This is a genomic window from Bacteroides sp. HF-162, from assembly GCF_015679285.1.
Taxonomy (GTDB): Bacteria; Bacteroidota; Bacteroidia; order Bacteroidales; family Bacteroidaceae; genus Bacteroides; species Bacteroides uniformis.
The window spans coordinates 4148139-4170163 of record NZ_CP064937.1; the positions used below are offsets into that span (position 1 = coordinate 4148139).

The 22025-nt window shown below is 46.9% G+C and carries 12 protein-coding genes and 1 pseudogene; 3 read left to right on the forward strand and 10 right to left on the reverse strand.

All coding sequences use genetic code 11. The features are described 5' to 3' along the window. Positions 1 to 319: 319 nt before the first annotated feature. Positions 320 to 2509: a glutamine synthetase III gene (locus ITJ87_RS17635; RefSeq protein ID WP_005832915.1), complete on the forward strand. Its 2190-nt coding sequence runs from the start codon at positions 320 to 322 to the stop codon at positions 2507 to 2509. 294 nt (positions 2510 to 2803) lie between these two features. Continuing rightward, complete coding sequence (locus tag ITJ87_RS17640; protein WP_005832010.1) at positions 2804 to 3505, forward strand: Crp/Fnr family transcriptional regulator; 702 nt, start codon at positions 2804 to 2806, stop codon at positions 3503 to 3505. 83 nt (positions 3506 to 3588) lie between these two features. Here ITJ87_RS17640 and trxB read toward each other — a convergent pair whose 3' ends face one another. The 5 genes from trxB to ITJ87_RS17665 all read right to left on the reverse strand — a co-directional run bounded on the left by trxB (position 3589) and on the right by ITJ87_RS17665 (position 9220). Continuing rightward, positions 3589 to 4536 carry a thioredoxin-disulfide reductase gene (gene trxB, locus ITJ87_RS17645; RefSeq protein ID WP_117600519.1) on the reverse strand — a complete coding sequence of 316 codons (948 nt, stop codon included), beginning with the start codon at positions 4534 to 4536 and terminating at the stop codon, positions 3589 to 3591. 40 nt (positions 4537 to 4576) lie between these two features. Further along, the gene (locus ITJ87_RS17650; protein WP_117964173.1) at positions 4577 to 5227 is read right to left on the reverse strand and encodes a LolA-like putative outer membrane lipoprotein chaperone; all 651 of its coding nucleotides are present in this window, start codon (positions 5225 to 5227) and stop codon (positions 4577 to 4579) included. Positions 5228 to 5230: 3 nt separating this feature from the next. Continuing rightward, a complete protein-coding gene (locus tag ITJ87_RS17655; protein WP_117964172.1) occupies positions 5231 to 7735 on the reverse strand; it encodes a DNA translocase FtsK in 2505 nt (834 codons plus the stop codon). Positions 7736 to 8006: 271 nt separating this feature from the next. Beyond that, entirely contained in the window at positions 8007 to 8618 is a 612-nt protein-coding gene (locus ITJ87_RS17660; protein ID WP_057252352.1) for a winged helix-turn-helix transcriptional regulator, read from the reverse strand. Between the two features lie 359 nt (positions 8619 to 8977). Further along, positions 8978 to 9220 carry a hypothetical protein gene (locus tag ITJ87_RS17665; protein ID WP_117964170.1) on the reverse strand — a complete coding sequence of 81 codons (243 nt, stop codon included), beginning with the start codon at positions 9218 to 9220 and terminating at the stop codon, positions 8978 to 8980. A gap of 150 nt (positions 9221 to 9370) precedes the next feature. Between ITJ87_RS17665 and ITJ87_RS17670 the strand changes: the two are divergent. Then, positions 9371 to 9999 (forward strand): annotated as a pseudogene (locus tag ITJ87_RS17670) (transposase). A 133-nt stretch (positions 10000 to 10132) separates the two neighbouring features. On the opposite strand, the gene ITJ87_RS17675 reads toward ITJ87_RS17670, so the two are convergent. The 5 genes from ITJ87_RS17675 to ITJ87_RS17695 all read right to left on the reverse strand — a co-directional run bounded on the left by ITJ87_RS17675 (position 10133) and on the right by ITJ87_RS17695 (position 21997). Then, on the reverse strand, positions 10133 to 12526 hold the full coding sequence (locus ITJ87_RS17675) for an alginate lyase family protein (RefSeq protein WP_117964169.1): 2394 nt from the start codon (positions 12524 to 12526) through the stop codon (positions 10133 to 10135). A gap of 23 nt (positions 12527 to 12549) precedes the next feature. Then, positions 12550 to 15147, reverse strand: a complete 2598-nt coding sequence (locus tag ITJ87_RS17680) for a glycoside hydrolase family 2 TIM barrel-domain containing protein (protein WP_117964236.1) — start codon at positions 15145 to 15147, stop codon at positions 12550 to 12552. 200 nt (positions 15148 to 15347) lie between these two features. After that, positions 15348 to 17321 carry a RagB/SusD family nutrient uptake outer membrane protein gene (locus tag ITJ87_RS17685; protein WP_117964168.1) on the reverse strand — a complete coding sequence of 658 codons (1974 nt, stop codon included), beginning with the start codon at positions 17319 to 17321 and terminating at the stop codon, positions 15348 to 15350. A gap of 31 nt (positions 17322 to 17352) precedes the next feature. Next, positions 17353 to 20547: a TonB-dependent receptor gene (locus tag ITJ87_RS17690; protein ID WP_117600469.1), complete on the reverse strand. Its 3195-nt coding sequence runs from the start codon at positions 20545 to 20547 to the stop codon at positions 17353 to 17355. Between the two features lie 46 nt (positions 20548 to 20593). Then, a complete protein-coding gene (locus ITJ87_RS17695) occupies positions 20594 to 21997 on the reverse strand; it encodes a DUF5125 domain-containing protein (protein ID WP_117964167.1) in 1404 nt (467 codons plus the stop codon). Between the last annotated feature and the right edge of the window lie 28 nt (positions 21998 to 22025).

Here is a 22025-nt window from a genome sequence, read left to right on the forward strand (position 1 = left end):
AAATTGTTATAAAAAGGGCGCCACAAGTGTCATGTACAGAATGATTCGTAATTGTGACGCATGAAAATTACTAATCACGACGCACTAAGATTACTAATCGTGATGCGGAAAGATTACTAATCGTGATGCGGAAAGATTACTAATCATGGCATGGAACAAACGTAAGCTTTGGGTCGTTTTTCCATAACAAGCAGACTTTTTCAGGGGGGCTATTCTCAAAAAACACTAATATTTTCGAGAATACCCCCTAAAAAAGAGGGGGTAGTTCAGAAAAAACATGTATTTTTGCGCCCAACAACCAATAAAAGGAGAGACTTATATGTCAAAAATGCGATTTTTTGCTTTGCAAGAACTTGCCAATCGGCAACCTCTTGAAGTGACTACCCCTTCAAACAAACTGTCCGACTACTACGGCAGCCATGTCTTCGACCGTAAGAAAATGCAGGAATACCTGCCCCGTGAAGCCTACAAAGCCGTAACCGACGCCATTGAAAAAGGCACTCCCATCAACCGCGAAATGGCAGACTTGATTGCCAACGGCATGAAAAGTTGGGCAAAATCCCTCAACGTCACCCACTACACGCACTGGTTCCAGCCCCTAACGGATGGAACTGCCGAAAAGCATGACGGCTTCATCGAATTCGGCGAAGGAACGGAAGTAATTGAACGTTTTTCCGGCAAACTGCTCATCCAGCAGGAACCGGATGCATCCTCTTTCCCCAACGGAGGTATCAGAAACACATTCGAAGCACGAGGATATACAGCCTGGGATGTTTCCTCACCCGCCTTTGTGGTAGATACCACGCTTTGTATCCCCACCATCTTCATCTCTTATACCGGCGAAGCGCTCGACTACAAGACTCCATTGCTCAAAGCCTTGGCAGCTGTAGACAAGGCGGCGACAGACGTATGCCAGTTGTTCGACAAGAATATCACACGCGTTTATACCAATTTAGGCTGGGAACAAGAATATTTCCTCGTCGACTCGGCACTGTACAATGCCCGCCCGGATCTTTGTCTGACCGGACGTACCCTGATGGGACACTCCTCGGCCAAAGACCAGCAGTTGGAGGACCACTATTTCGGCTCCATCCCCCCACGTGTCACAGCTTTTATGAAAGAACTGGAAATCGAATGTCACAAACTGGGCATCCCGGTCAAGACCCGCCATAACGAAGTAGCTCCCAACCAGTTTGAGCTGGCGCCTATCTTTGAGAACGCCAACCTTGCCAACGACCACAACCAGCTTGTGATGGATCTGATGAAACGCATCGCACGCAAGCATCACTTCGCCGTACTGCTTCACGAAAAGCCCTACAACGGCGTGAACGGCTCCGGTAAGCACAACAACTGGTCGCTTTGTACCGATACGGGTATCAATTTGTTTGCACCGGGCAAGAATCCGAAAGGGAACATGCTGTTCCTTACCTTCCTAGTAAACGTACTGATGATGGTATACAAAAACCAGAACTTGCTACGCGCCTCCATCATGAGTGCCGGAAACAGCCACCGTCTGGGAGCCAATGAAGCACCTCCCGCCATTCTGTCCATCTTCCTGGGCAAACAGCTGTCTTCCATCCTCGACGAGATAGCCCGCCAGATAAGCAGCAGCAAGATGACATCGGAAGAAAAGACAACACTGAAATTAGGCATCGGACGTATTCCTGAAATATTACTGGATACTACCGACCGTAACCGTACTTCTCCATTCGCCTTTACCGGCAACCGCTTTGAATTCCGTGCCGCAGGTTCATCTGCCAACTGCGCCGCCGCCATGATTGCCATCAATGCGGCTATGGCCAATCAGCTGAACGAGTTCAAAGTATCCATCGACAAACTGATGGAAGAGGGGGTCGGCAAGGATGAAGCTATCTTCCGCATTATGAAAGAGACCATCATCGCCTCCGAGCCTATCCGCTTTGAGGGGGACGGCTACTCCGAACAATGGAAGCAGGAAGCTGCACGCCGTGGGCTGACCAACATCTGCCACGTTCCCGAAGCCTTGATGCACTACATGGATAACCAGTCCCGTTCCGTACTCATCGGCGAACGTATCTTCAACGAAACGGAGCTTGCCTGCCGCCTGGAAGTAGAACTGGAAAAATACACCATGAAGGTACAGATAGAAAGCCGTGTATTGGGTGATCTTGCCATCAACCACATCGTACCGACTGCCGTTATCTACCAAAACCGTCTGCTGGAAAATCTCCGTGGCCTGCGCGAGACCTTCTCTCCCGAAGAATACGAAGTCCTCAGTGCCGACCGGAAAGAGCTTGTACGCGAAATTTCCAAGCGCGTAACCGCCATCAAGGTACAAGTACGCGAAATGACCGAAGCCCGCAAAGTAGCCAACCACATGGATAACTACAAAGACAAGGCTTTCGCTTACGAAGAAACCGTACGCCCTTATCTGGAAAGTATCCGTGACCACATCGACCACCTTGAGATGGAAATTGATGATGAAATCTGGCCGCTTCCGAAGTATAGGGAGCTGCTGTTTACAAAGTAGGCCTCTCCCTATCCCCCTCCCCCGTAGGGAGGGGGATAGAGATACTACGATAAACAATTAAGTTACTACGATTTACGATTTGACGGTTTACGGTTGGAGTTACTCGTACAATCATAAACCCACCTGCTAATGAGCAGTTGTTTAACAATACAAACTTCAATCGTAAATCGTCTAATCGTAAATATATAGATTTTCCTTTATCTCCCCCCCCTACGATATCTTTTTGTCATATTTGTGCAATATTTAATTTTTTCTTTTTACATTTGTGCTGTATAACACAGTTTTGCAGCAGTTATGGTAAAAGTAAACTTATCTGATATTAATGTTCCGGAGTTGATTGCAGATATATGGTCTCCCCTGAATGACGAACAACGGGAATTCCTCGCCAACCACTTCACACTCCAGAACTACAAAAAAAACGAAGTCATCCATTGCGAAGGCGAGACACCTACGCACTTGATGTGTCTGCTGAGTGGAAAGGTAAAAATCTATAAAGACGGAGTCGGTGGTAGAAGCCAAATTATCCGTATGATTAAACCTGTCGAATATTTCGGTTACCGCCCTTACTTTGCAAAAACAGACTATGTTACGGCAGCATCTGCATTCGAGCCGTCTCTTGTTTGCCAAATCCCCATGACTGCCTTGATGACTCTGCTCACACAAAACAACGACCTTGCCATGTTCTTCATCAAGCAATTGTCCGTTGACTTGGGCATTGCCGATGAACGTACCGTAAACCTGACGCAGAAACATATCCGCGGAAGACTCGCAGAATCCCTGCTGTTCCTCAAAGAAAGTTATGGTTTGGAGGAAGACGGCTCCACCTTGAGTATCTATCTCTCGCGTGAAGATCTGGCCAATTTGTCAAACATGACCACTTCCAACGCCATACGTACGTTGTCACAGTTTGCCACAGAACGGTTAATCACCATCGACGGACGTAAAATCAAAATCATAGACGAAGAAAAGCTGAAGAAAATCAGCAAGATAGGATAAAGAATAAGTGACAAGGGATAAGCGATTAGGGATTAGCATAATAAAAACACATTGTTGCCATCCTAATCCCTAATCGCTAATCACTAAATCAGTCCTTTCGCAGACAAATATCTTTCCGCTTCAATGGCTGCCTGGCAACCTGTTCCGGCGGCGGTGATGGCTTGACGATAGTGAGGATCAGCAACGTCTCCGGCGGCGAATACGCCCGGCACTTTCGTACGCGGTGTTCCCGGCTCGGTGACGATATAACCTACTTCGTCCGTATCTACATAAGGTTTGAAAATATCAGAGTTGGGCTTATGGCCGATAGCCAGGAAGAAACCGTCAATGGCCACATCATAGCGCTTCTCATCAGGTTCACCCACACGCTGTACCAAATGCACCCCTTCCACACCGTTTTCTCCAAACAAGCCTACGGCATTATGTTCGAACAGTACTTCAATCTTGTCATGCTTCATCACACGCTCCTGCATAATCTTGGAAGCGCGAAGATAAGGTTTGCGGACAATCAGATAAACCTTGGCAGCCAGTCCGGCAAGGTAAACGGCTTCCTCGCAGGCAGTATCTCCACCCCCTACAACAGCTACCGTTTTCTTGCGGTAGAAGAAACCATCACAAGTGGCACATGCGCTGACACCCATCCCCGCATATTTCTTTTCATCCTCCAGTCCCAGATACTTCGCTGCGGCACCCGTAGCAATAATCAGCGTTTCAGCCTCAATCACCTTTTCGTCATCAATTGTAATCTTGTAAGGTGCTTCAGCAAGATTGGCAGCAGTAGCGACTCCATAACGCAAATCTGCACCAAAACGTTCGGCTTGCTTCCGCAAGTCTTCCATTAATTCCGGACCAGCGATACCTTGGGGATAACCGGGAAAGTTCTCCACATCAGTGGTGGTCGTTAACTGGCCACCGGGCTGCAATCCTGCATAAAGCACCGGTGAAAGATTGGCACGGCCTGCATAAATAGCGGCAGTATAGCCGGCAGGACCCGAACCGATAATCAGACATTTTACTTTTTCTGTTTCCATCATTATATTATTTACTATTTGACTATTTACAATTTACTATTTAGCGCATGTCGATGACTTCAGCTGTGGGATAGGCTTTTTTGTCAAAGACAAAGAAACTATCCGGATAGGATTGTCCGGTCTGGTAGCTATCAATAAGGATAGTAGTCATATACTTACTTCCCCGTGGCGCCAAGTGCACTTGATGCAGACGATACGTATCCTTTGTCACAAACAGATAGACACTTTCAGGGTCTTTCCTCTTGTCGGCAGCAGTCATGATGACATAATAAACAGATTTGTCCCGCTTACCACCGACACTGCCCAACTTCAATCTGTATCCCTGCTTGTAGAGGGACAACCAGGCATACGGATTAAGAGTCTGCAATTCCTCCTGCGTAGGTTCCGATACATTCACCTCATCTGTCGAAGCCACATAGCTCCACTGTGTATGTCCGTCAAACCAAGTCTTCATTCCCTCAGTCTCAACCACAAACTTCTCACCTTCCAGATAGAGAACTCCCGCATAAGAGCCCTGTTGTTCGTTCACGGTAAACGCCAGCTTCACCCCTCCCGCTTTCCGAAAGGCTTCGGCTGTACGATCTAATATATTCTTAGCATCCGGTTGCTGTGCCGACATCGGCACAGCAAACAACAACAATAGCATGCCAAGTAAAAGCTTATCAAGTTTCATCATTCTATAAATAACCATTCCTTATTGCAAATTGTTTAACCGCATTTCCAGGTCGTTCTCATCTATACAGAACACCTCACGCGCCTTGCTGCCTTGCGCCGGTCCCACAATCCCCGCTTTCTCCAACTGGTCCATGATGCGGCCGGCACGATTATAACCGATGGCAAACTTACGCTGAATGAGCGACGTAGAACCCTGCTGGTGAATAACGACGAGACGGGCTGCATCCTCGAACAAAGGATCAAGACGCCCCATATCCACATCCCCCAAATCACCTCCTGCATTTTCATCCACATATTCGGGCAGATAAAAAGCGGTGGGGTAGCCCTGCTGGCGGGCGATGAACTTCGTAATCTCCGCCACTTCGGGGGTATCGATAAAGGCACACTGCACACGCACCGGGTCTGCTCCCTGCAGGAATAGCATATCACCGCGACCTATCAGCTGGTTGGCTCCCGGACGGTCGAGGATGGTACGCGAATCGACCATTGCCGATACACGGAAAGCGATACGCGCCGGGAAGTTAGCCTTAATCGTACCCGTAATGATGTTTGTTGTCGGTCGCTGTGTAGCGATAATCATATGTATACCTACGGCACGCGCCAACTGGGCGATGCGGGCAATGGGCAGTTCCACATCCTTGCCAGCTGTCATAATCAAGTCACCGAACTCGTCGATAACGACTACGATGTAAGGCATGAACTTATGCCCCTTCTCCGGATTCAGACGACGGTTGATGAACTTCTCGTTGTACTCCTTGATGTTGCGCACATGGGCAGCTTTCAGCAAGTCATAGCGGGTATCCATCTCCACACAGATAGAGTTCAAGGTCTGCACCACCTTCGTGACGTCTGTAATGATGGCATCTTCCCCGTCGGGCAATTTTGCGAGGAAGTGATGCTCAATCACGGAGTAGATGCTGAATTCTACTTTTTTGGGGTCTACCAGCACAAACTTCAGCTCTGCCGGATGCTTCTTATATAATAAGGAGGTGATGATGGCATTCAACCCCACGGACTTACCCTGACCGGTAGCACCGGCAACGAGCACGTGCGGCATCTTGCACAAATCCACCATAAATACTTCATTCGTAATCGTCTTACCCAGTGCGATGGGCAAGTCGTAAGTAGACTCCTGGAACTTCTTGCTGCCGATAATGCTCTGACCGGATACAATCTTCGGATTGGAATTGGGCACTTCGATACCAATCGTACCCTTTCCCGGAATGGGAGCGATGATACGGATGCCGAGCGCCGAAAGGCTGAGGGCAATATCATCTTCCAGACCGCGTATCTTCGAAATGCGGACGCCCTGCTCGGGAGTGATTTCATACAGCGTCACCGTAGGACCTACCGTCGCCTTAATGGTACTGATTTCTATACCGAAACTACGCAGAGTATTGATAATCTTATCCTTGTTCGCGTTCTGCTCTACCATGTCAATGGTCGGACCATTGTCATCGTAATGCTTCATCAAGTCTATTGTGGGGTAATGATAGTTTTCCAAATCCAGACGGGGATTGTACGGCTCCTTCTCCGTTCCCACATACTCCTCCTCTTCAGCCTTCTCAACCTGGAATGCCGGCTCCTTCTCTACCGGCTGTTCCCGAAAAGGGGGCACCGGCTCCGGTGCAGGAGTCTCAAAAGTCATGGTAACGTCCTCATCCGCAGACTTGGCAGGCTTTATCTTTCCATCACTTCCACCCAAGTCAAGGGTGATTTCATTCAGCGGTTCGTCCTCTTCTTCCTCTGTAGCAATCTCCTCCTCCTTTTCAAGAACCTTTTCCGGCTCCGCAGCTTCCGGTGTCGGAGCAGCCGCCTTTTCCTTTGCACCCCAAGAGGTCTTGAACTCTTCCGGCGTTTCACCCTGCACGCTTTCCGCCTTCTCCTTACGCTTCAAGAAGCTGAGACTGAACAATCTGCGCAACCAGATGACAGTCCGTGCACTCAGATAGATGAGGAAGCAAATGGCAGTTACCAACAATAGCAGCCAAACTCCCGGCACACCGACTTGAGACACAAGCCAGTTACTGACATTGTATCCGTGCATACCGCCCAGATAGAGGAAAGAGTCCTTGTACTGGTCTACAAACACAAAACCGAAAAATACCGAGAACCACACCAGCATCAACGAACAGCCGATGAACCACTTCCACAAGCGCACCACACGCACCCGCATCAGCTTCAGTCCCGCCACAGCCAAGAACACGAGAATCAGGAAAGACGATACGCCGAAGCAATCATTTATCAGATAGCTGGCCAACTGCGCACCGCGGCTACCGGCGTAGTTCTTCACCCCATTGTTGGTGGAAATCAGCTCCTGCGCACTGCCTCCGTCAATGATGCTCTGGTCTGCCGCTCCCGTGAAAAAGAATGATGTGAAAGCAAGCAACAAATAAACCGAAAAGATTACCAGCACCAAGCCGATAACGAAATGAACCGTTTCACTTCTAAATAACGCTGCCACTTTCCCAAAAAACGAGAGTGACAGCTCCGTATCTTTAGCTGTTGAATTTTTCTTTGCCATATTTTTTAAATAACTATTGAGAATTGATTGCAAAAATAATAAAAACTATCCTTCTGCCGCGTTGTTTTCATTCTTTAATTTCTCGTCTGCCGATTATAGGTATTCCTAATCTACAACTGTAATTTTATCGCATGTTTTACTTACATACTTGCATGAAATGACATAGCGCACTAATTTACAACAGATTGCACCATGCAAGCAGACCTCATGCAAGCATGCAGGCAGATTTTGCCTACATGACGCAATCCATGCAAGCCCTATACGCATCAACCTACTCTTTTTCCTTCAAAAAATAAATCGGCTGTTTCTGCAACCCTTTGTTTACCAACACATTCTCCTCACAAAGACGACGAATCTGCCGCGTTGCAGTCGTGCGGGTCATGCCGCAAATCGACTGTACAACACTGCGGGTGATGAACTCATTCTTACGTAGATAGTTCACCACTTTTTGCTTCACCTCATCATCCGTCAGCCTCTTTTTCATGAGATTCCGCAATTTCAGCGGCTTTACTTTCAATACTCCTATCTCACTGCGCAACGCCTTGTCCGGTCTGAAAGTGATGTTTTTCAACTTCACCTTAGTACTTTTCCGCTTTGTCTCCAGTGTCACCGGTTCCGTGCAGGTCAGCGTGGGAACAAAGTAACCGATGCCGTCCAAATGTACCTGCCTGCCCTCCCCCAGCTCGCGTCCCACAAAATGCGACAAAGCATCGAGTACCGCCAGTACATCCGTCTCGGTCAGCGAGCAGTATTCTTGTATATGCCTGCGCAGCTCATCGGTCGTCGTGGAGCCGTTCAGTTTAATCCGGGGATGCAGGGTCAGCTCTTCCCCTTGTTTATCCTTCGTTTTCGGGTTTTCGTACCAATCAAATAAAATTGCCATATTCCTTCCTCCATTTTTAGATTCATTTCTGTTGCTGTCTGCAGGTTTCGCTCATGCAAAGTACCGGCTTTCATTAGGCAGAGCATAGGTCTTCCTTACGCAAAGAAGCGTTCTTCCTTCTGCTGAAAGCTTATCAAAAAAAGATGCGCACAGCTGTGGTTTACCTTCTTCATATTTGTGATACACCTTCTTCACAACTATGAGAAAGACATTCCACGACTGTGCGCAACTACAAACTACAGAGGCAAAGATAGTGAAAAGCAGGGGGCCTGGCAAAGGAATGCTAATCTTTTTCAGATTGAAGCATGTAATAATGCGGTAATAATAGCGCTATTTGCCCAGCTCCATAATTGCAATAATTAATCTTCTTCTTCATCATCGTCACCATCCCATCTACACCCACAAGCATCACAAGCATAATCATTAATACCGCTTGAATCAGGATAGACCAAATGCGAGCCACATTCAGGGCAACGCAACTTATTGTTATCATCGTCGTCGTCCGCAATTTCATCACATGGCCATTCTCTTCCACAATCCGGACAAACATAATTCACGCCATCGAAATAGGCATTCTCATTCAAACAAAAAATACATTCCATAACTATCTTATTTTAACGTGAGTTCGATATAAGAATAAATATCTTTCACTTATAATTAGAAACATAGCGATAAAAGTATTAAAATTATAGTGTCCAATTATAACATTTAAACGATTACCACTATGTTTCCAGAGTCTAAAGTTACATTGTATGGCCGATGATTTTTGCAAGGAATTTACATTGCAACAGGAAAAATATATGATTGAGGATAAGAAGACCAAGCATCGTAACAAACCCAACTGTATGAGTGATGCTGAGATTATGGTTGTTCTAATCCGGTTTCACTCCGGTGGTTTCCGCTGTTTCAAGCATTACTATAAGGAATATGTCTGTAAACATCTGAAACACCTTTTTCCGCGTCAGGTTTCTTATAACCGTTTTGTAGAACTGGAGAAGGAAGTACTGCTTCCACTGACCATTTTCATTAAGAAAGTCCTGCTGGGAACCTGTACCGGCATCAGTTTCGTTGACTCCACTCCTTTACGTGTTTGTCGTAACCAAAGAATCCTTATTCATAAGACATTTGAGGGACTTGCCGAGCGTGGAAAATATTCACATTGATGAGTATTGTTGACAAGATTCTGCTCAGAAAAAGAGCCTTGATTGAAACGGTCAATGACAAACTGAAGAACATCGCACAGATTGAACACTCAAGACATCGTTCATTCAATAACTTTATAGCCAACTCCTTGTCGGCTATCGCGGCATACTGCTTTTTTGAAAAGAAGCCCGCCATTGACGTAAACTTTGTCAATGACGGACAACTTGCTATTTTTTGATTTTATTTCGAACCCACGTTAATACAAGGTTGTGCATACTTAAAACGCACAACTTCTTCCTTTCGTAAGTACTGATTATACCTGAATATTTCCTTTGTTGACACAAATACTTGCTATTCCATTAACTGTTTGTCTACGGAGCCTTTCCAGGGCAATCCTTCATTTTCATATTCAATGCTTCTTTACGTGCCAATGCTTCTAGGTAGAAATAGTCGGCATAGTTCAGAGGAACGTCAATTTCACTTCCTCCGGGATGATGTCCCGTAGAGTGGAGCAACAGGAAGCCGTAGTGCGTATCCGGTGCTGCCTGGTAGTGCTTGTGGAGATTGCTTACGATTTTGTCGGCAACAGCCCTATATTTTTTTCCCTTTTCCGGAGAAACATACGTGCATAGTTCATAAAGGCCGGAAGCGATAAGGGCGGCGGCAGAAGCATCGCGTGGCACATCCGGATTGATCTTTTCGGGAGTACAGTCCTTGATGACATCCATTTTCATGTCCCAATAGGGTACACCGTCTGCCGGCATGTTGGGTAGATTCAGGAAGAAATCGGCAATGTTTTCGCTCTGTTTCAAGTAAGTGGGATCTTTTGTAAAACGATAGCACATAGCAAATCCATACAATCCCCAGGCTTGTCCGCGGCTCCAGAATGAATCGTCTGAATTGCCCTGGTGGGTACACTTCATGCGGACTTCACCTGTTTCCGGATCATAATCTACCACATGATAAGAGGAGTAGTCCGGGCGGAAATGGTTTTTCATCGTTGTATTGGCATGGTTCACGGCCACTTTCCAGTAAATGGAGTCTCCGGTAAGTTGGGTAGCGTGGAACAGCATTTCCAGGTTCATCATATTGTCGATGATGACCGGATATTTCCATTTGTCGCGGTTGTGGTCCCAGGACCGGATACTTTTCACTTTCGGACTATAGCGGGTAATCAATGTTTTGGCACTCTGTAGCACCACGTCCAGGTAGGAACGTTCGCCGGTTAACTCGTATGCCTTGCCGAAGCTGTCGTACATCATGAAGCCCAGGTCATGGGTACCTTTGTGCCATTTGGACTCTTCGATGGGCCAAGTCCATGAGATAGCAGACTGGCGCCAATAGTCGTTGTGCGTATAGGCGTACATCTGCCACAAAGAACCGGCAAAGAATCCCGAGCACCAGTCGTGGGGATGTATCATGGCCAGTGAACCGTCCTTATGGATACTTCGGGGAATGACACGGCGCTTGGCGGCATTCTTCTCTTCCTTTTTGGCCTTATCGGCACATTTCATGGCCAGATCCAGCTGTCCGGCGGCAAAGGCATAGGCATGGTCTGTTTCGGTAGCTTTTACATACAGAAGATTGAAACTGTCCTGCGGTTCCAGTATGCGGTGCGCATAGTAAAGTTGCAGGTAGTCTTTGCGTGCGGGGTTCAGATAAGCGGCTGTACGGTAGAGGTCCTTGCAGAGGTTTTGCTGGGAGTGTTCCCACCCGCTGATCTGCTGGTAAGGCCATTCACCGAGGCTCTTTCCCACGTAGGATGCCAGAAAATCCATGGCTTTGTAGAAGCTTCGTCCATCGGTTGATGTGGCGTTGTCAATGTTGCTGCCCAGTTTCTTTGCCATCAGCATGATGTCAATGAAATGTGTCAGGTTATATTGGGAATAGTGGAAAGCGAGGGTACGACGCAATTCCTGCGGTTGGCGTCCGTCGGGTTCTATCTGTGGGAAGATACGTCTTTCGGCGAAAGCATTGACTACCTCTTGTGCTAGTTTCTTGTTGCCGGTATAGAGGGCGAAAGCAATGATTTGGGCGTCGTAGGCCACACTGTGGTTGTTGGCTCCAGCCGCCTCTTCCTTGCCTTGCGGGCTGGTGAGCATCCAGTCGGTCAGTTCGGCAAACCATTTCTTCAGTTGCTTGCTGTCCTTGGCAGTGAATGCTTGTGATTGTTCCAACAGCGCTACAGCATCCAGCATCTCTATGAAGGAGTAGGTATCTATCAGTCCGTAGCAGCGCCCCTTGTTGTTATTGTGCCCCGGTATCATCTGCGCGTATTCCAGATTAGGATTCATTCGGGTGTCTTTGTCCAAAAACCACACACGGATAAGCTCAGTCGCTTTCCTGGCATATTTTTCTTCTTCGCTGAAGTACCAGGCTAATGCCAAGGTGGTGATGCGGCTAACGGTTGTACCCAGACGGTTGCGGTCCAGTTTGCTCAGTTCGGGATTCGATATGCCGTCGCGGTTGATGTAGGGCAGTCCGTCAGGTTTTGCTGGGTCGGGCCAAAAATAGCGGGCCTGGCTCATATAGTCGTGCTTGTCACCGCTGGCGGGTGTCTTTTCTTTCATCATGACAGAAAGAGGCTGTACGTCCGATAGTTTGTCCGCTTCCTTCTTCAGTGCCTCGTAAGCTGTGGCGTAGAACGGTTCCCGGATAGAACGTTTCACATTGGCAAGGTGTGTTGTGTTCCATACGGATTGCGCTTGCATGCAGGGTGCCATAAACAAGATGGCAAGTGTCCATTTTACTGCTTTCAGTTTCATTATATTCTGCTGTTTTATATGGATTAGTAAATATTACGGAGTTTGATACCATTCAGGAAGCATTTGCCGCTGATGGTATGGAAGCGTATTTCAAGACTGTCCGCTTCGTTGTTGACGATATATTTCTTCCGTAGGGCATGGAAATAACCGCTTTCTTTACAAGGTGACAGACTCTCTTCAACAGTACTTCCATTGATGGAAATACCGAATGTGCTCTCACGGTTTTCATGTGCTCCGTCACGTCCCAACAGATAGGCTGCTGAGGAGTTTTGGCGAAAGATATCCGTGAAGAGGAATTCTATCTCATAGACACCTTTGGGCACGTCAAAACGGTATCCTTCGATGCCGTTTCTGAGAGTCTGGAACAAGGGACCGTCAGCAGTGTTGCGTATTTCAGTCTCCGTACCCCGTTCCTCACCACCGATATATCCCCAACTGCCGGGTGTATAAGGCTGGTCGGGAAGCCAAGTCAGTTGGCTTTCGTCGGAAGTGAAGAAGCACCGGCTTCCCACATTTATGGCCAGTTCCAGATTTTTCAAGTTGGTTGCATCCAGTCGGGCAGGAACCGGGTGGAAATTTACTTTCAAACCGTCTTGCACCCTTATTCCCTGATGGTTGCCTTGTGCCAGAAGAAAGGGTTTCCTGCTGCAGAACGGAACTTCGAAGGTGACGGTGTAATTCTTTGTTTGCTGCTTACCTATGGACTTCCCGTCGATGAAAAGCTCTACCTCGGGAAGATTGGAATAGACCTTTACCGGCAACAAGACAGGGGCATTTCCCTGCTGTACGCCACTGCGGTATGTCCAATCACGACTGGCAATGTGCAATACGGGGATGTCCTTACGCCAGGCAGCTTGGTAGTAATAATATATATCTTTAGGAGTACGGTCGGCATACAGCAATCCTTTGTTGTTGATGCGTGGCATGGACTCGTCACGTAGGGCCGAGCAGAAGTCGATGAAATTCCAGTGTGTACCGCCACAAACATAAGGTGTATTCTCCAGTACCGGAAGATAGTGTTCAAGGTATTTCTGCTGGTATTCAATACTGAAATCGAAAGCGCGTGGGGTGAGTGAATGCAACCGCTTGTCCGATCCTGCACCATATTCGCTGACAATCATCGGATGGGCAGGACAGTCCCGGTGCTGTTGTGCCAGATATTTTTCGAATCCAGTGACGTCTCCGCCATACCATCCCTGGTACAGGTTCCATCCTACAATATCGGTGATGTTGCTTATGCCGGTCTCATTATAGCTGTTGCTGCCATGGAATGCCATGGCACTGACGCGTGTAGAATCTTCCGCTTTGAGTACTTTCTCCAGTCTTTTGGCAAGTGACGATGCACGCTCTATAGCGGGCTTCAGTTCGGTTTCGGTTTTATATTTCCGTTGGGTGACAAGTAAGATCTCGTTCATGTATCCCCATGCAATGATGGAGGGATGGTTATAGTGCTGGCGAATCATCTCACGCAGGTTTCGTTCGCAATTGTCTCCATATCCGGGAGTCTCGGGCACGATGTCAATGATGGGGATTTCTTCCCAGGCCAACATACCGAGTTTGTCGCACATCTCCAGGAGAGCGTCATCCTGGGGGTAATGGGAGACACGGATAAAGTTGGCTCCCATTTCTTTCATCATTTTCATGTCACGGCGGTGTATTTCGTCGGTCAATGCCACCCCGATAGGTTTCTGGTCTTGGTGACGGCAGATACCGCGAAGCTTATAGGGTTTACCGTTAAGGAAGAATCCTTTGTTGGCATCGAAGTGGAACCACCGGAAGCCGGTATGATGGTTACTCTGGTCCAGAACCACTTTAGTCTTGCAGTCACGCAAGGTGGTTTCTATCCGGTAGAGGGCAGGCGTTTCGGGAGTCCATAACCGGGGATGCAGGATGGGCGATGCAACATTCTGGAAAGCATAGGTCTCCCCAGGATTCAGTTGTATGGACTTCTTTAGTGTTTGTAACAAGATACCGTCTGGCTGGTAGATGGAATGAACGAGTTCCAGGTTTGCCTTTTCGCAGGCGTCATTCTTAATTTCGCCACGGATGGAGAGGGTGGCTTTCTCCTCGGACACTTGGGGGGTACTGATGAAGATACCGTCCGAACCGTGGTCGGTTAAGTTGAAATGTTGGTTGGGAACGGCAGTGAGCCATACATCCCGATAGATACCTCCGAAAAAAGTGAAATCTCCGGAGATGGGAGGGATGTCCATCCGGGCATTATCCACGCGAATAGCCAGAACGTTGGGGGAATGGAAAGAGAGGAAGGGGGTGATATTGAACGTACAAGCAGTATATCCTCCCGCATGTTCACCTATGTTTTTGCCATTGATGAAGAAGGTAGCCGCCTTGTTTGCAGCATCCAGTTTCAGAAAGACCTGCTTGCCTTTCCAATTTTTGGGAAGGGTGATACGATGGCGGTACCAGCCTATTCCGCGATAATAGTCTTTTTCGGTATAGGCATCAGTATTCCAAGTATGCGGCAGGTGGATGTTTGCCCATTGGCTGTCGTTGAAGGTACTGTCTGCAGCGGAAGTACATTCGCCTTTTAGAAATTTCCAGTCGTGGTTGAGGCTCTTCGTTTCTCGTTGCGCACGGAGTGACATTGGCATCACAATCATGGCAAAGCAACAGATCACTGTCCATAAGGCAAAAAGGAAACGGCCTCTTTTGTAAGGGTATCCCATAATCTGATAGTTGTTGAGTTGAGGTGGTAAAGTTATAAAAGAACGGTGGAAATTCTGTTTCTTTCTTGCACGAATTTCCACCGCTTGTTAATCCTTATATCATAATCTCTTTTTTTTCATCTTCTGTTGGTCATTTACCATCCATAGTTTTGAGGAATTCGTCCTTGTGACAGATTGATGACATTCTGATGAATAGGATACAAGTAAAGCTTGTCGCTCCATTGCCGGTTCTCTAACTGAGTACGGGTATAATAGGAAGCCGGGTCACCAGGGGTCTTGTCTTTTGAACCCTTCATGTTCATGCCGTAGAAGCGTGTCTGGTCACAGCCTATTTGCCCGTTGTCACATATCATCCAGCGGCGAATGTCGAAGTAGCGTTGACCCTCGCAGTATAGTTCAACATAACGCTCGTGCTGTATAGCTTCAAACTGTCTGTCGTAATTGCCGATAACCCCTGTTTTCATACCGCTTTCCTGCAAGTCTTGGTAGCCGTTGATGCCTGCGCGGTGTCGTATCATATCTACATATTTGATAATTTCCGGATTGCTCGGGTCAATTTCGTTCAAGGCTTCGGCATAGAACAAATAGAACTCGGCCATACGGTAAATGATGGAAACACGCTTCCAAGCTTGCGTGTAGCCGTTAGCATGGTTTACTGTACGGTTCTTGAACTTACCAAGCATATATCCAGTTTTTACATTGTCACCGTTGGAGAGGTCATTGCCACCACCGGCAGAGAAGTCTACGATGTAGTTCGGATTACCGTCCATCCAATTCTTGAACCAACTTCTTCCTTGATAAACCACGTTGGCATAGAAACGAGGTTCGCGGTTCGCATACATATTGTAAATGTTTTTGTCTATCTTGGTGGCTTTGTATGCGGGGTCGTAGCAGCGGTTTTCCACTTCACTGAATCCAGTTTCATTGTATCCACTATTGTCGTCATTGATTGTCAATCCATTGGACATGAAGAACATATCCACTGCGTCTTGGGACGGTCCAATGGTTCCGTAACAGGAGTTCACATCACGTGGGTTGGTACGCTTTTCCATTTTATATTGATCGGAATAGCTATTGTTCGTACTGCTCCAAAGAATTTCTTGATTGTATTCCTGAAAAAGGTTGTACACCGAACGGTCTGGAGCTTCCACCCCGTTTGCCATTACACGGTAGAGTCCATGGTGATGTGCTTCAGCATAATCTATCAGATCTTTTACACGGTCTCTGGCAATAATCCATTTCTGCGGGTCTTTGCTTTGGGGGAAGATGTATTCTCCTTTAGCATTTTGGAGTTTTTGCAGTCCTTGGTAGTATTCAGAGCCATCACCACCATTGAAAAGCTTGGAGGCGGCATACATCCACAGCTTGGCACGCAGGGCCTTAGCCACTACGATGGTGGGGCGTACTATTTCATGGAAGTTATAACTATAGTTTCCATCGGCAAACGAGGTGATGGCTGATTCTGGCAGTTTGGATTGTAGCGGATCGCATAGCGGCTCCAATATACCATCAATGTAATTCACCATTTCGTCCACAGTGGCACGATCGTAATCTGTCACATGAGGCTCTGCCGCATCATCTATTTCTGTAACGATACAAGCGGGACCGTAAAGTTCAAACATAGAAAAATAATAGTAGGCTATCATGAATCGGCATTCATCTTTCATGCGGGCTATTTCGTCAGCTGTGATTTTGTTGTTGCTGCTGGGGTCACCTACGCCTTCATTGTGGGCACGTTCTATGAAAATCATGGCTTGACGGATGTCTTTATAGAAAGCAGCCCAACGATGATAGCTTCCGCTGGCCGCCGTGAAGCCAGCCGTCATCACATCGCGTGAACTGGCTTTTTCGGATGCAATCTCACCACATAGGTTTGACCAAGGATTTTTAAAGGCATTGGTTTCCGAACCTGTTTCAGAATACTCCATCAAGTCGCGATAAATCACTCCATACCAATCGCGGGTATAGTTTGCGTTGTCCCAAACTTCATCCACTCCCAAGCTAGCATTAAACTCGCCAGAGATGTCCAGGTAGTCTGAGCAGGATACGGTGCCGAGTGCAAGAGCGGCAAAGCTAACAGTTGTATATAATAAATTCTTAAGTTTCATATAATATATATCTTTTAATTCTTTTGTTTAGTTAGAATGTTACCTCTGCTCCGAAAGTCCAAGTACTTGATATAGGGTATTTGGCTCCTGAGTTCGCATCGCCCAGTTCTGGATCCCAATATTTCACATGGTCCCAAGTCTTCAGGTTGGTTCCCTGCACGTAGAGACGCAAGTTGGTGAGGCGCAATGATTTAAGCTGCTTTCTATTGAACTGATAACCGAATTCCACGTTCTTCAAGCGAATGAAACTGGCATCACGATACCACCAAGTGCTCGGCTGCAGATTGTGTGCAAAGGTATTGTTGCGCAAACGCGGATAGAGCACGTTGTCATTGTACGGATCGGATGCTTTCCAACGACTCATAGCTTCCATACGGGCGGATGAGGCATCTTTGCCCTGATTGAACGGCATGAAGTTGGATGCTTTGCTCATTAGATTGATGGAAGCGCCTGATACACCTTGGAAGAAGATTCCGGCAAAGAAGCCTTTCCAATCCGCGTTGAACGACAGTCCATATACGCTGCGAGGTGTCTTATCCAAATGTCCATTGTGGTATGTCTTGTCATCGTCATTGATAATACCATCTTTGTTCAAGTCGCAATACTTGATATCACCGGGAGCAACCGCCGCACCGGGGTTGGGACGGTCAGATTTCAGTTGGTAGCTTTCGGCGCCACTTACGGGATCGACGGTAATGTTGAAGTCATCAGGTGTATAAAGACCATCGGCAATATAGAGGAACGGAGTCCATAATGACATTCCCGTAAGGTCTTGGTAGCTATAGACATGTCTGATCTCATCCGTTTCTATAATCTTGTTCTTTGCATACGTGTAATTGGCACGGAAAGTTAGATTAAGGTCGCCCACGTGTTGCTTGAAGGTCAAGTTGCCATCTATACCCTTGTTGCTCACCACACCATAATTCTGAATTGGTGTAGATTGCAAACCGCTCATGGACGGGATGGTATTACGGTTTACCAAGATATCTTTACGACGGTTGGAGAAGTAATCCATAGTCAGATCGATTTGTCCGTTCAGCAAGCCGAGATCGAAGCCGAAGTTGCTCTTGTCTTCAATTTCCCAACGCAGGTTGGGGTAGAATGCACGGTTTTCGCTTAAATTACCATACCAGTTCTCGGCATTCCCATTTGATCCTCCCGAAATGCCCAGATTAAGTCCACCAGCACCATTGTTCATCTCCTCCTGGTAAGGGAAACGGGTTCCACCCAATTGATCGTTACCGGTACGTCCGTAGGAGGCACGTATTTTCAAGGTACTGATAACCTTCTGTATTGGTTCAAAGAACTTCTCGTGGCTCACATACCAGGCTCCACCCACAGCGGGGAAAATACCCCAACGGTGTCCTGGAGCAAAATTCTCACTACCTGTCATACCAAAACTTCCTTCAAGGGTGTAGCGGTTGTCAAATGTGTAAGAGCCACGTCCCACAATGCTTTGTTTGCGATAGGGCAATAAATTCAGCCCACTTGCATTCTGATTTTGAGTCTCTTTTTGGTTGTAGAGCAACAAACCGGTAACATCGTGTTTATCGTTGAAGTTGCGTTTGTAGTTGAAAGAGGCTTCGATGTAGATCTTTTTGTTACCACCGGAAGCTCCGCTTGAAGGATTGCTCAGTGCAGACCCAGCTTCCAGTGCTTTGAAAATCAGATTGCCGTTGGCATCACGGCCAGTAGCTGTGAAAGTTGCTGGTGACATGGTTCGGTTGATGTACTGATTAGAGTTAGCATCGAAACTCACACTGCCTTTTACAGAAAGTCCTTTGGTGATGAAATCCAAATCCTGTTCCAACAAGACCTTGCTTTGGAAGGTTGCGTCCCAACTCTTGCTGTAACCGCTGAAGTACAAGAAATTATAAGGGTTCTGACGCAGCCCCGAATTGTCGTAGTTTGGGTGCTGTGAGGCTGAACCGTCTGAATAGATTTGTGGATAAAGGTGTACTGGTTGTAGTGTCATGCCACCAAAAATATCGGAAGCTGTCTTACTGGGGGCTACCCGGTTTATATATTGACCGGACATATCCACAGACATACGAGTAGTTTTGCTTAACTCGAAATCAATATTGGAGCGTAAGTTATAACGCTTGAAGCTGATATTGGAGTCATAGTCGGCATTTTTTTTCTCCTTATATACACCGTCTTGTGTATAATAGGCGCCGGATACGAAAAAGCGTACACGATCACCACCTCCCCGAAAGTTAATGGTATAACGCTGGCTGCTGGTATGGTCGCGCAACATATTCATCCAGTTGGCATCCGGATAAAGATCAGGATCAGCTCCGGTGCGGTATTTTTCCAAGTCAGCATCGCTTACCGGAGCAGTATAGTTGGCACGCGGATTACCATTACTATTCCAATCAGCCTCGTTATACAAGCTTAAATAGTCGTAAGAGCTCATCAGGTTGGGCAAGCGGAGCGGCGTAGAGTAACCATATTCAGCAGACATGTTAATGACCGTTTTCTGAGATTTACCTCGTTTGGAAGTAATCAATACAACTCCATTGGCACCTTCTGCACCATATACAGCTGTGGCAGCCGCATCTTTCAATATGGAGAAGGTCTCGATTTCATCCACATCAATATCGTTCATCTTACGGGGCACGCCATCCACCAATACCAGAGGGTCTGTGCCACCGGCATAAGAACTGATACCTCGGATAAAGAATTGGGCATCGTCCCATCCTGGTTCGCCCGAGCGTTGCACTGCAATCAGTCCGGGCAATTTACCTGCAATGTTATTGGTGAGATTAGCACTCTTTACGCTCAACTGAGCCGGTCCTACGGTAGACATGGAACTCACCACACTTTCCTTTTTCTGTTTACCGTAACCCACTACTACCACTTCTTCGGTAGAAATAGCATCCATCTCCATGCGTAGATTAAAGGTGGTCTCCTCTGCTTTTACTTTGTGTTCTACGGTGATGAATCCTATGTAACTAAATTGAAGTGTTTCGCCAGGATTTACTTCGATGGAGTATCGTCCGTTGATGTCACTGATCACGCCCCGTCCGGTAGTGCCCATTACCATGATAGTTGCCCCAATAATAGGATCGCCGTTAGAATCGGTCAGCAAACCTTTGATACGCGTTTTTTGTTGTTGCATGTTTTCCATGCCATCTGTCTTGCGGGCAGTGTCGGCCTTTACAAGCGCTGGTTGTATTGCCAGTGAAATAGCAAATAGCGCCGCAAGATAATATCTCTTCTTCATTTGATTGTCATTTAATTAAATTAATTATCCCTTTGTATTCCTTACCTTATTCTGCAGCCTCGTAAACAGGCATTTCCTCCAGTGCTTTCACCCACAATCCAGCGGGCTTGGTGGCAGTTTCCATGGTCATTACCATGTACTTGCCTGTAGGCCACATCTCTGCACTTTGGAAGTTACCGTCACTGGCATATTTTATATAGTTACCACCTTCTTTCAGCGTATATGCGCCAGGACCTACCCATTCCAATCCCCATCCTTTTTGGCCGAAAAATTTGAAGTTGACATTGCCGCTATCAATGTTCTGGCCCACCAACATCACCAGTTCGTACTTAGTGCCGGTCAGTGGAACGAGGTTGAACCCTTTGTTTGTATTCCAATTGATGTTGTTCTTGCTATATGATGGAAACCCTATTCTCTCATTTCCGATAACCCATACGGCAGATGCATTTTGGTTACCTGAGGCGGTCGCATTTTCCAACTGTTCCATCATGATGGCTTTCAGCCCTTTATCCAAGGTGAAGCGATATTTGCCATCTCTACCACGGAAATGGAGCAGTTGTTCATCTCCTTTTACACCACTGAACCAAGTGGGGTTTTTCCAAAGCTCGGGGTACTCTTCTTTGATGCCGCTCACTTTGATAATGTCATCCTTTTTAAATTCCGTCTCAACCGTAAACACATTGCCCGAACCCTCGAATTCCACAAATTTATTCTGCGTATCAAATCGTAAACCAAATTTAGGGAAAGGAGTTCCCTCAAAAGTCAAGGTGTTGAATGTAATGTCATACATACCATCATCGCCATATCCGGTAGTCTCAAAGCTGATATTTTTTGGAGCATTCATTGAAATACGACCGTTGTCCATACCAAAACGAATCTCGTTGCCTGTTAGATAAGGATTGTTGCTTCCGTCGGAATAAGCCGGGAGTACAATGGATGCTTCCATTTCAGCAGGAAACTTGGCGCGCGCACTGTACTCGTATTCCTTTCCTTTCACAGGCATCATGGCATATTCTGTTCCATCTGCCGCTACTAAACGAAGTGTCTGATACTTGGGACGCTCTATTGCTACCGTCATTTCACGGCTGTCTGCAGCAAAGCGTTCGTTTTGTACACGCAGGATTACTTTGGCATCTCCGTCCGGGGTATTCTTTAAGAACGGAACCAACACTTTTCCGCTATACTTTCCATCGGCTTTCAACATGTAAAGTGCTTCAGATACCATTTCTTCTCCATAATAGAGTTGTACTTTGGCCTGGTTGATTTTCACGCTACTGCTCTTTACTTCAAAGTCAAAAGAGATACTGTCGCCCATGTAGGCTTTATCGGAGCCTTGAAAGGAGACAATTGAGGAGTTACCGTGATCATCAAATTGGTCAATCTCATCTTTGCACGATGTTGTTCCGACGAGGCAGAATGTCATCATGCCGAGCAAAAATCGATTTCTCATAATCTGTGATTTTTTAATTTAAAAAGTA

Excerpts from the sequence above, each read along its gene's own strand:
- ITJ87_RS17635 (WP_005832915.1), top strand. The coding sequence starts at position 320 with ATGTCAAAAATGCGATTTTTTGCTTTGCAAGAACTTGCCAATCGGCAA.
- ITJ87_RS17640 (WP_005832010.1), top strand. The coding sequence starts at position 2,804 with ATGGTAAAAGTAAACTTATCTGATATTAATGTTCCGGAGTTGATTGCA.
- trxB (WP_117600519.1), bottom strand. The coding sequence starts at position 4,536 with ATGGAAACAGAAAAAGTAAAATGTCTGATTATCGGTTCGGGTCCTGCC.
- ITJ87_RS17650 (WP_117964173.1), bottom strand. The coding sequence starts at position 5,227 with ATGGTTATTTATAGAATGATGAAACTTGATAAGCTTTTACTTGGCATG.
- ITJ87_RS17655 (WP_117964172.1), bottom strand. The coding sequence starts at position 7,735 with ATGGCAAAGAAAAATTCAACAGCTAAAGATACGGAGCTGTCACTCTCG.
- ITJ87_RS17660 (WP_057252352.1), bottom strand. The coding sequence starts at position 8,618 with ATGGCAATTTTATTTGATTGGTACGAAAACCCGAAAACGAAGGATAAA.
- ITJ87_RS17665 (WP_117964170.1), bottom strand. The coding sequence starts at position 9,220 with ATGGAATGTATTTTTTGTTTGAATGAGAATGCCTATTTCGATGGCGTG.
- ITJ87_RS17675 (WP_117964169.1), bottom strand. The coding sequence starts at position 12,526 with ATGAAACTGAAAGCAGTAAAATGGACACTTGCCATCTTGTTTATGGCA.
- ITJ87_RS17680 (WP_117964236.1), bottom strand. The coding sequence starts at position 15,147 with ATGATTGTGATGCCAATGTCACTCCGTGCGCAACGAGAAACGAAGAGC.
- ITJ87_RS17685 (WP_117964168.1), bottom strand. The coding sequence starts at position 17,321 with ATGAAACTTAAGAATTTATTATATACAACTGTTAGCTTTGCCGCTCTT.
- ITJ87_RS17690 (WP_117600469.1), bottom strand. The coding sequence starts at position 20,547 with ATGAAGAAGAGATATTATCTTGCGGCGCTATTTGCTATTTCACTGGCA.
- ITJ87_RS17695 (WP_117964167.1), bottom strand. The coding sequence starts at position 21,997 with ATGAGAAATCGATTTTTGCTCGGCATGATGACATTCTGCCTCGTCGGA.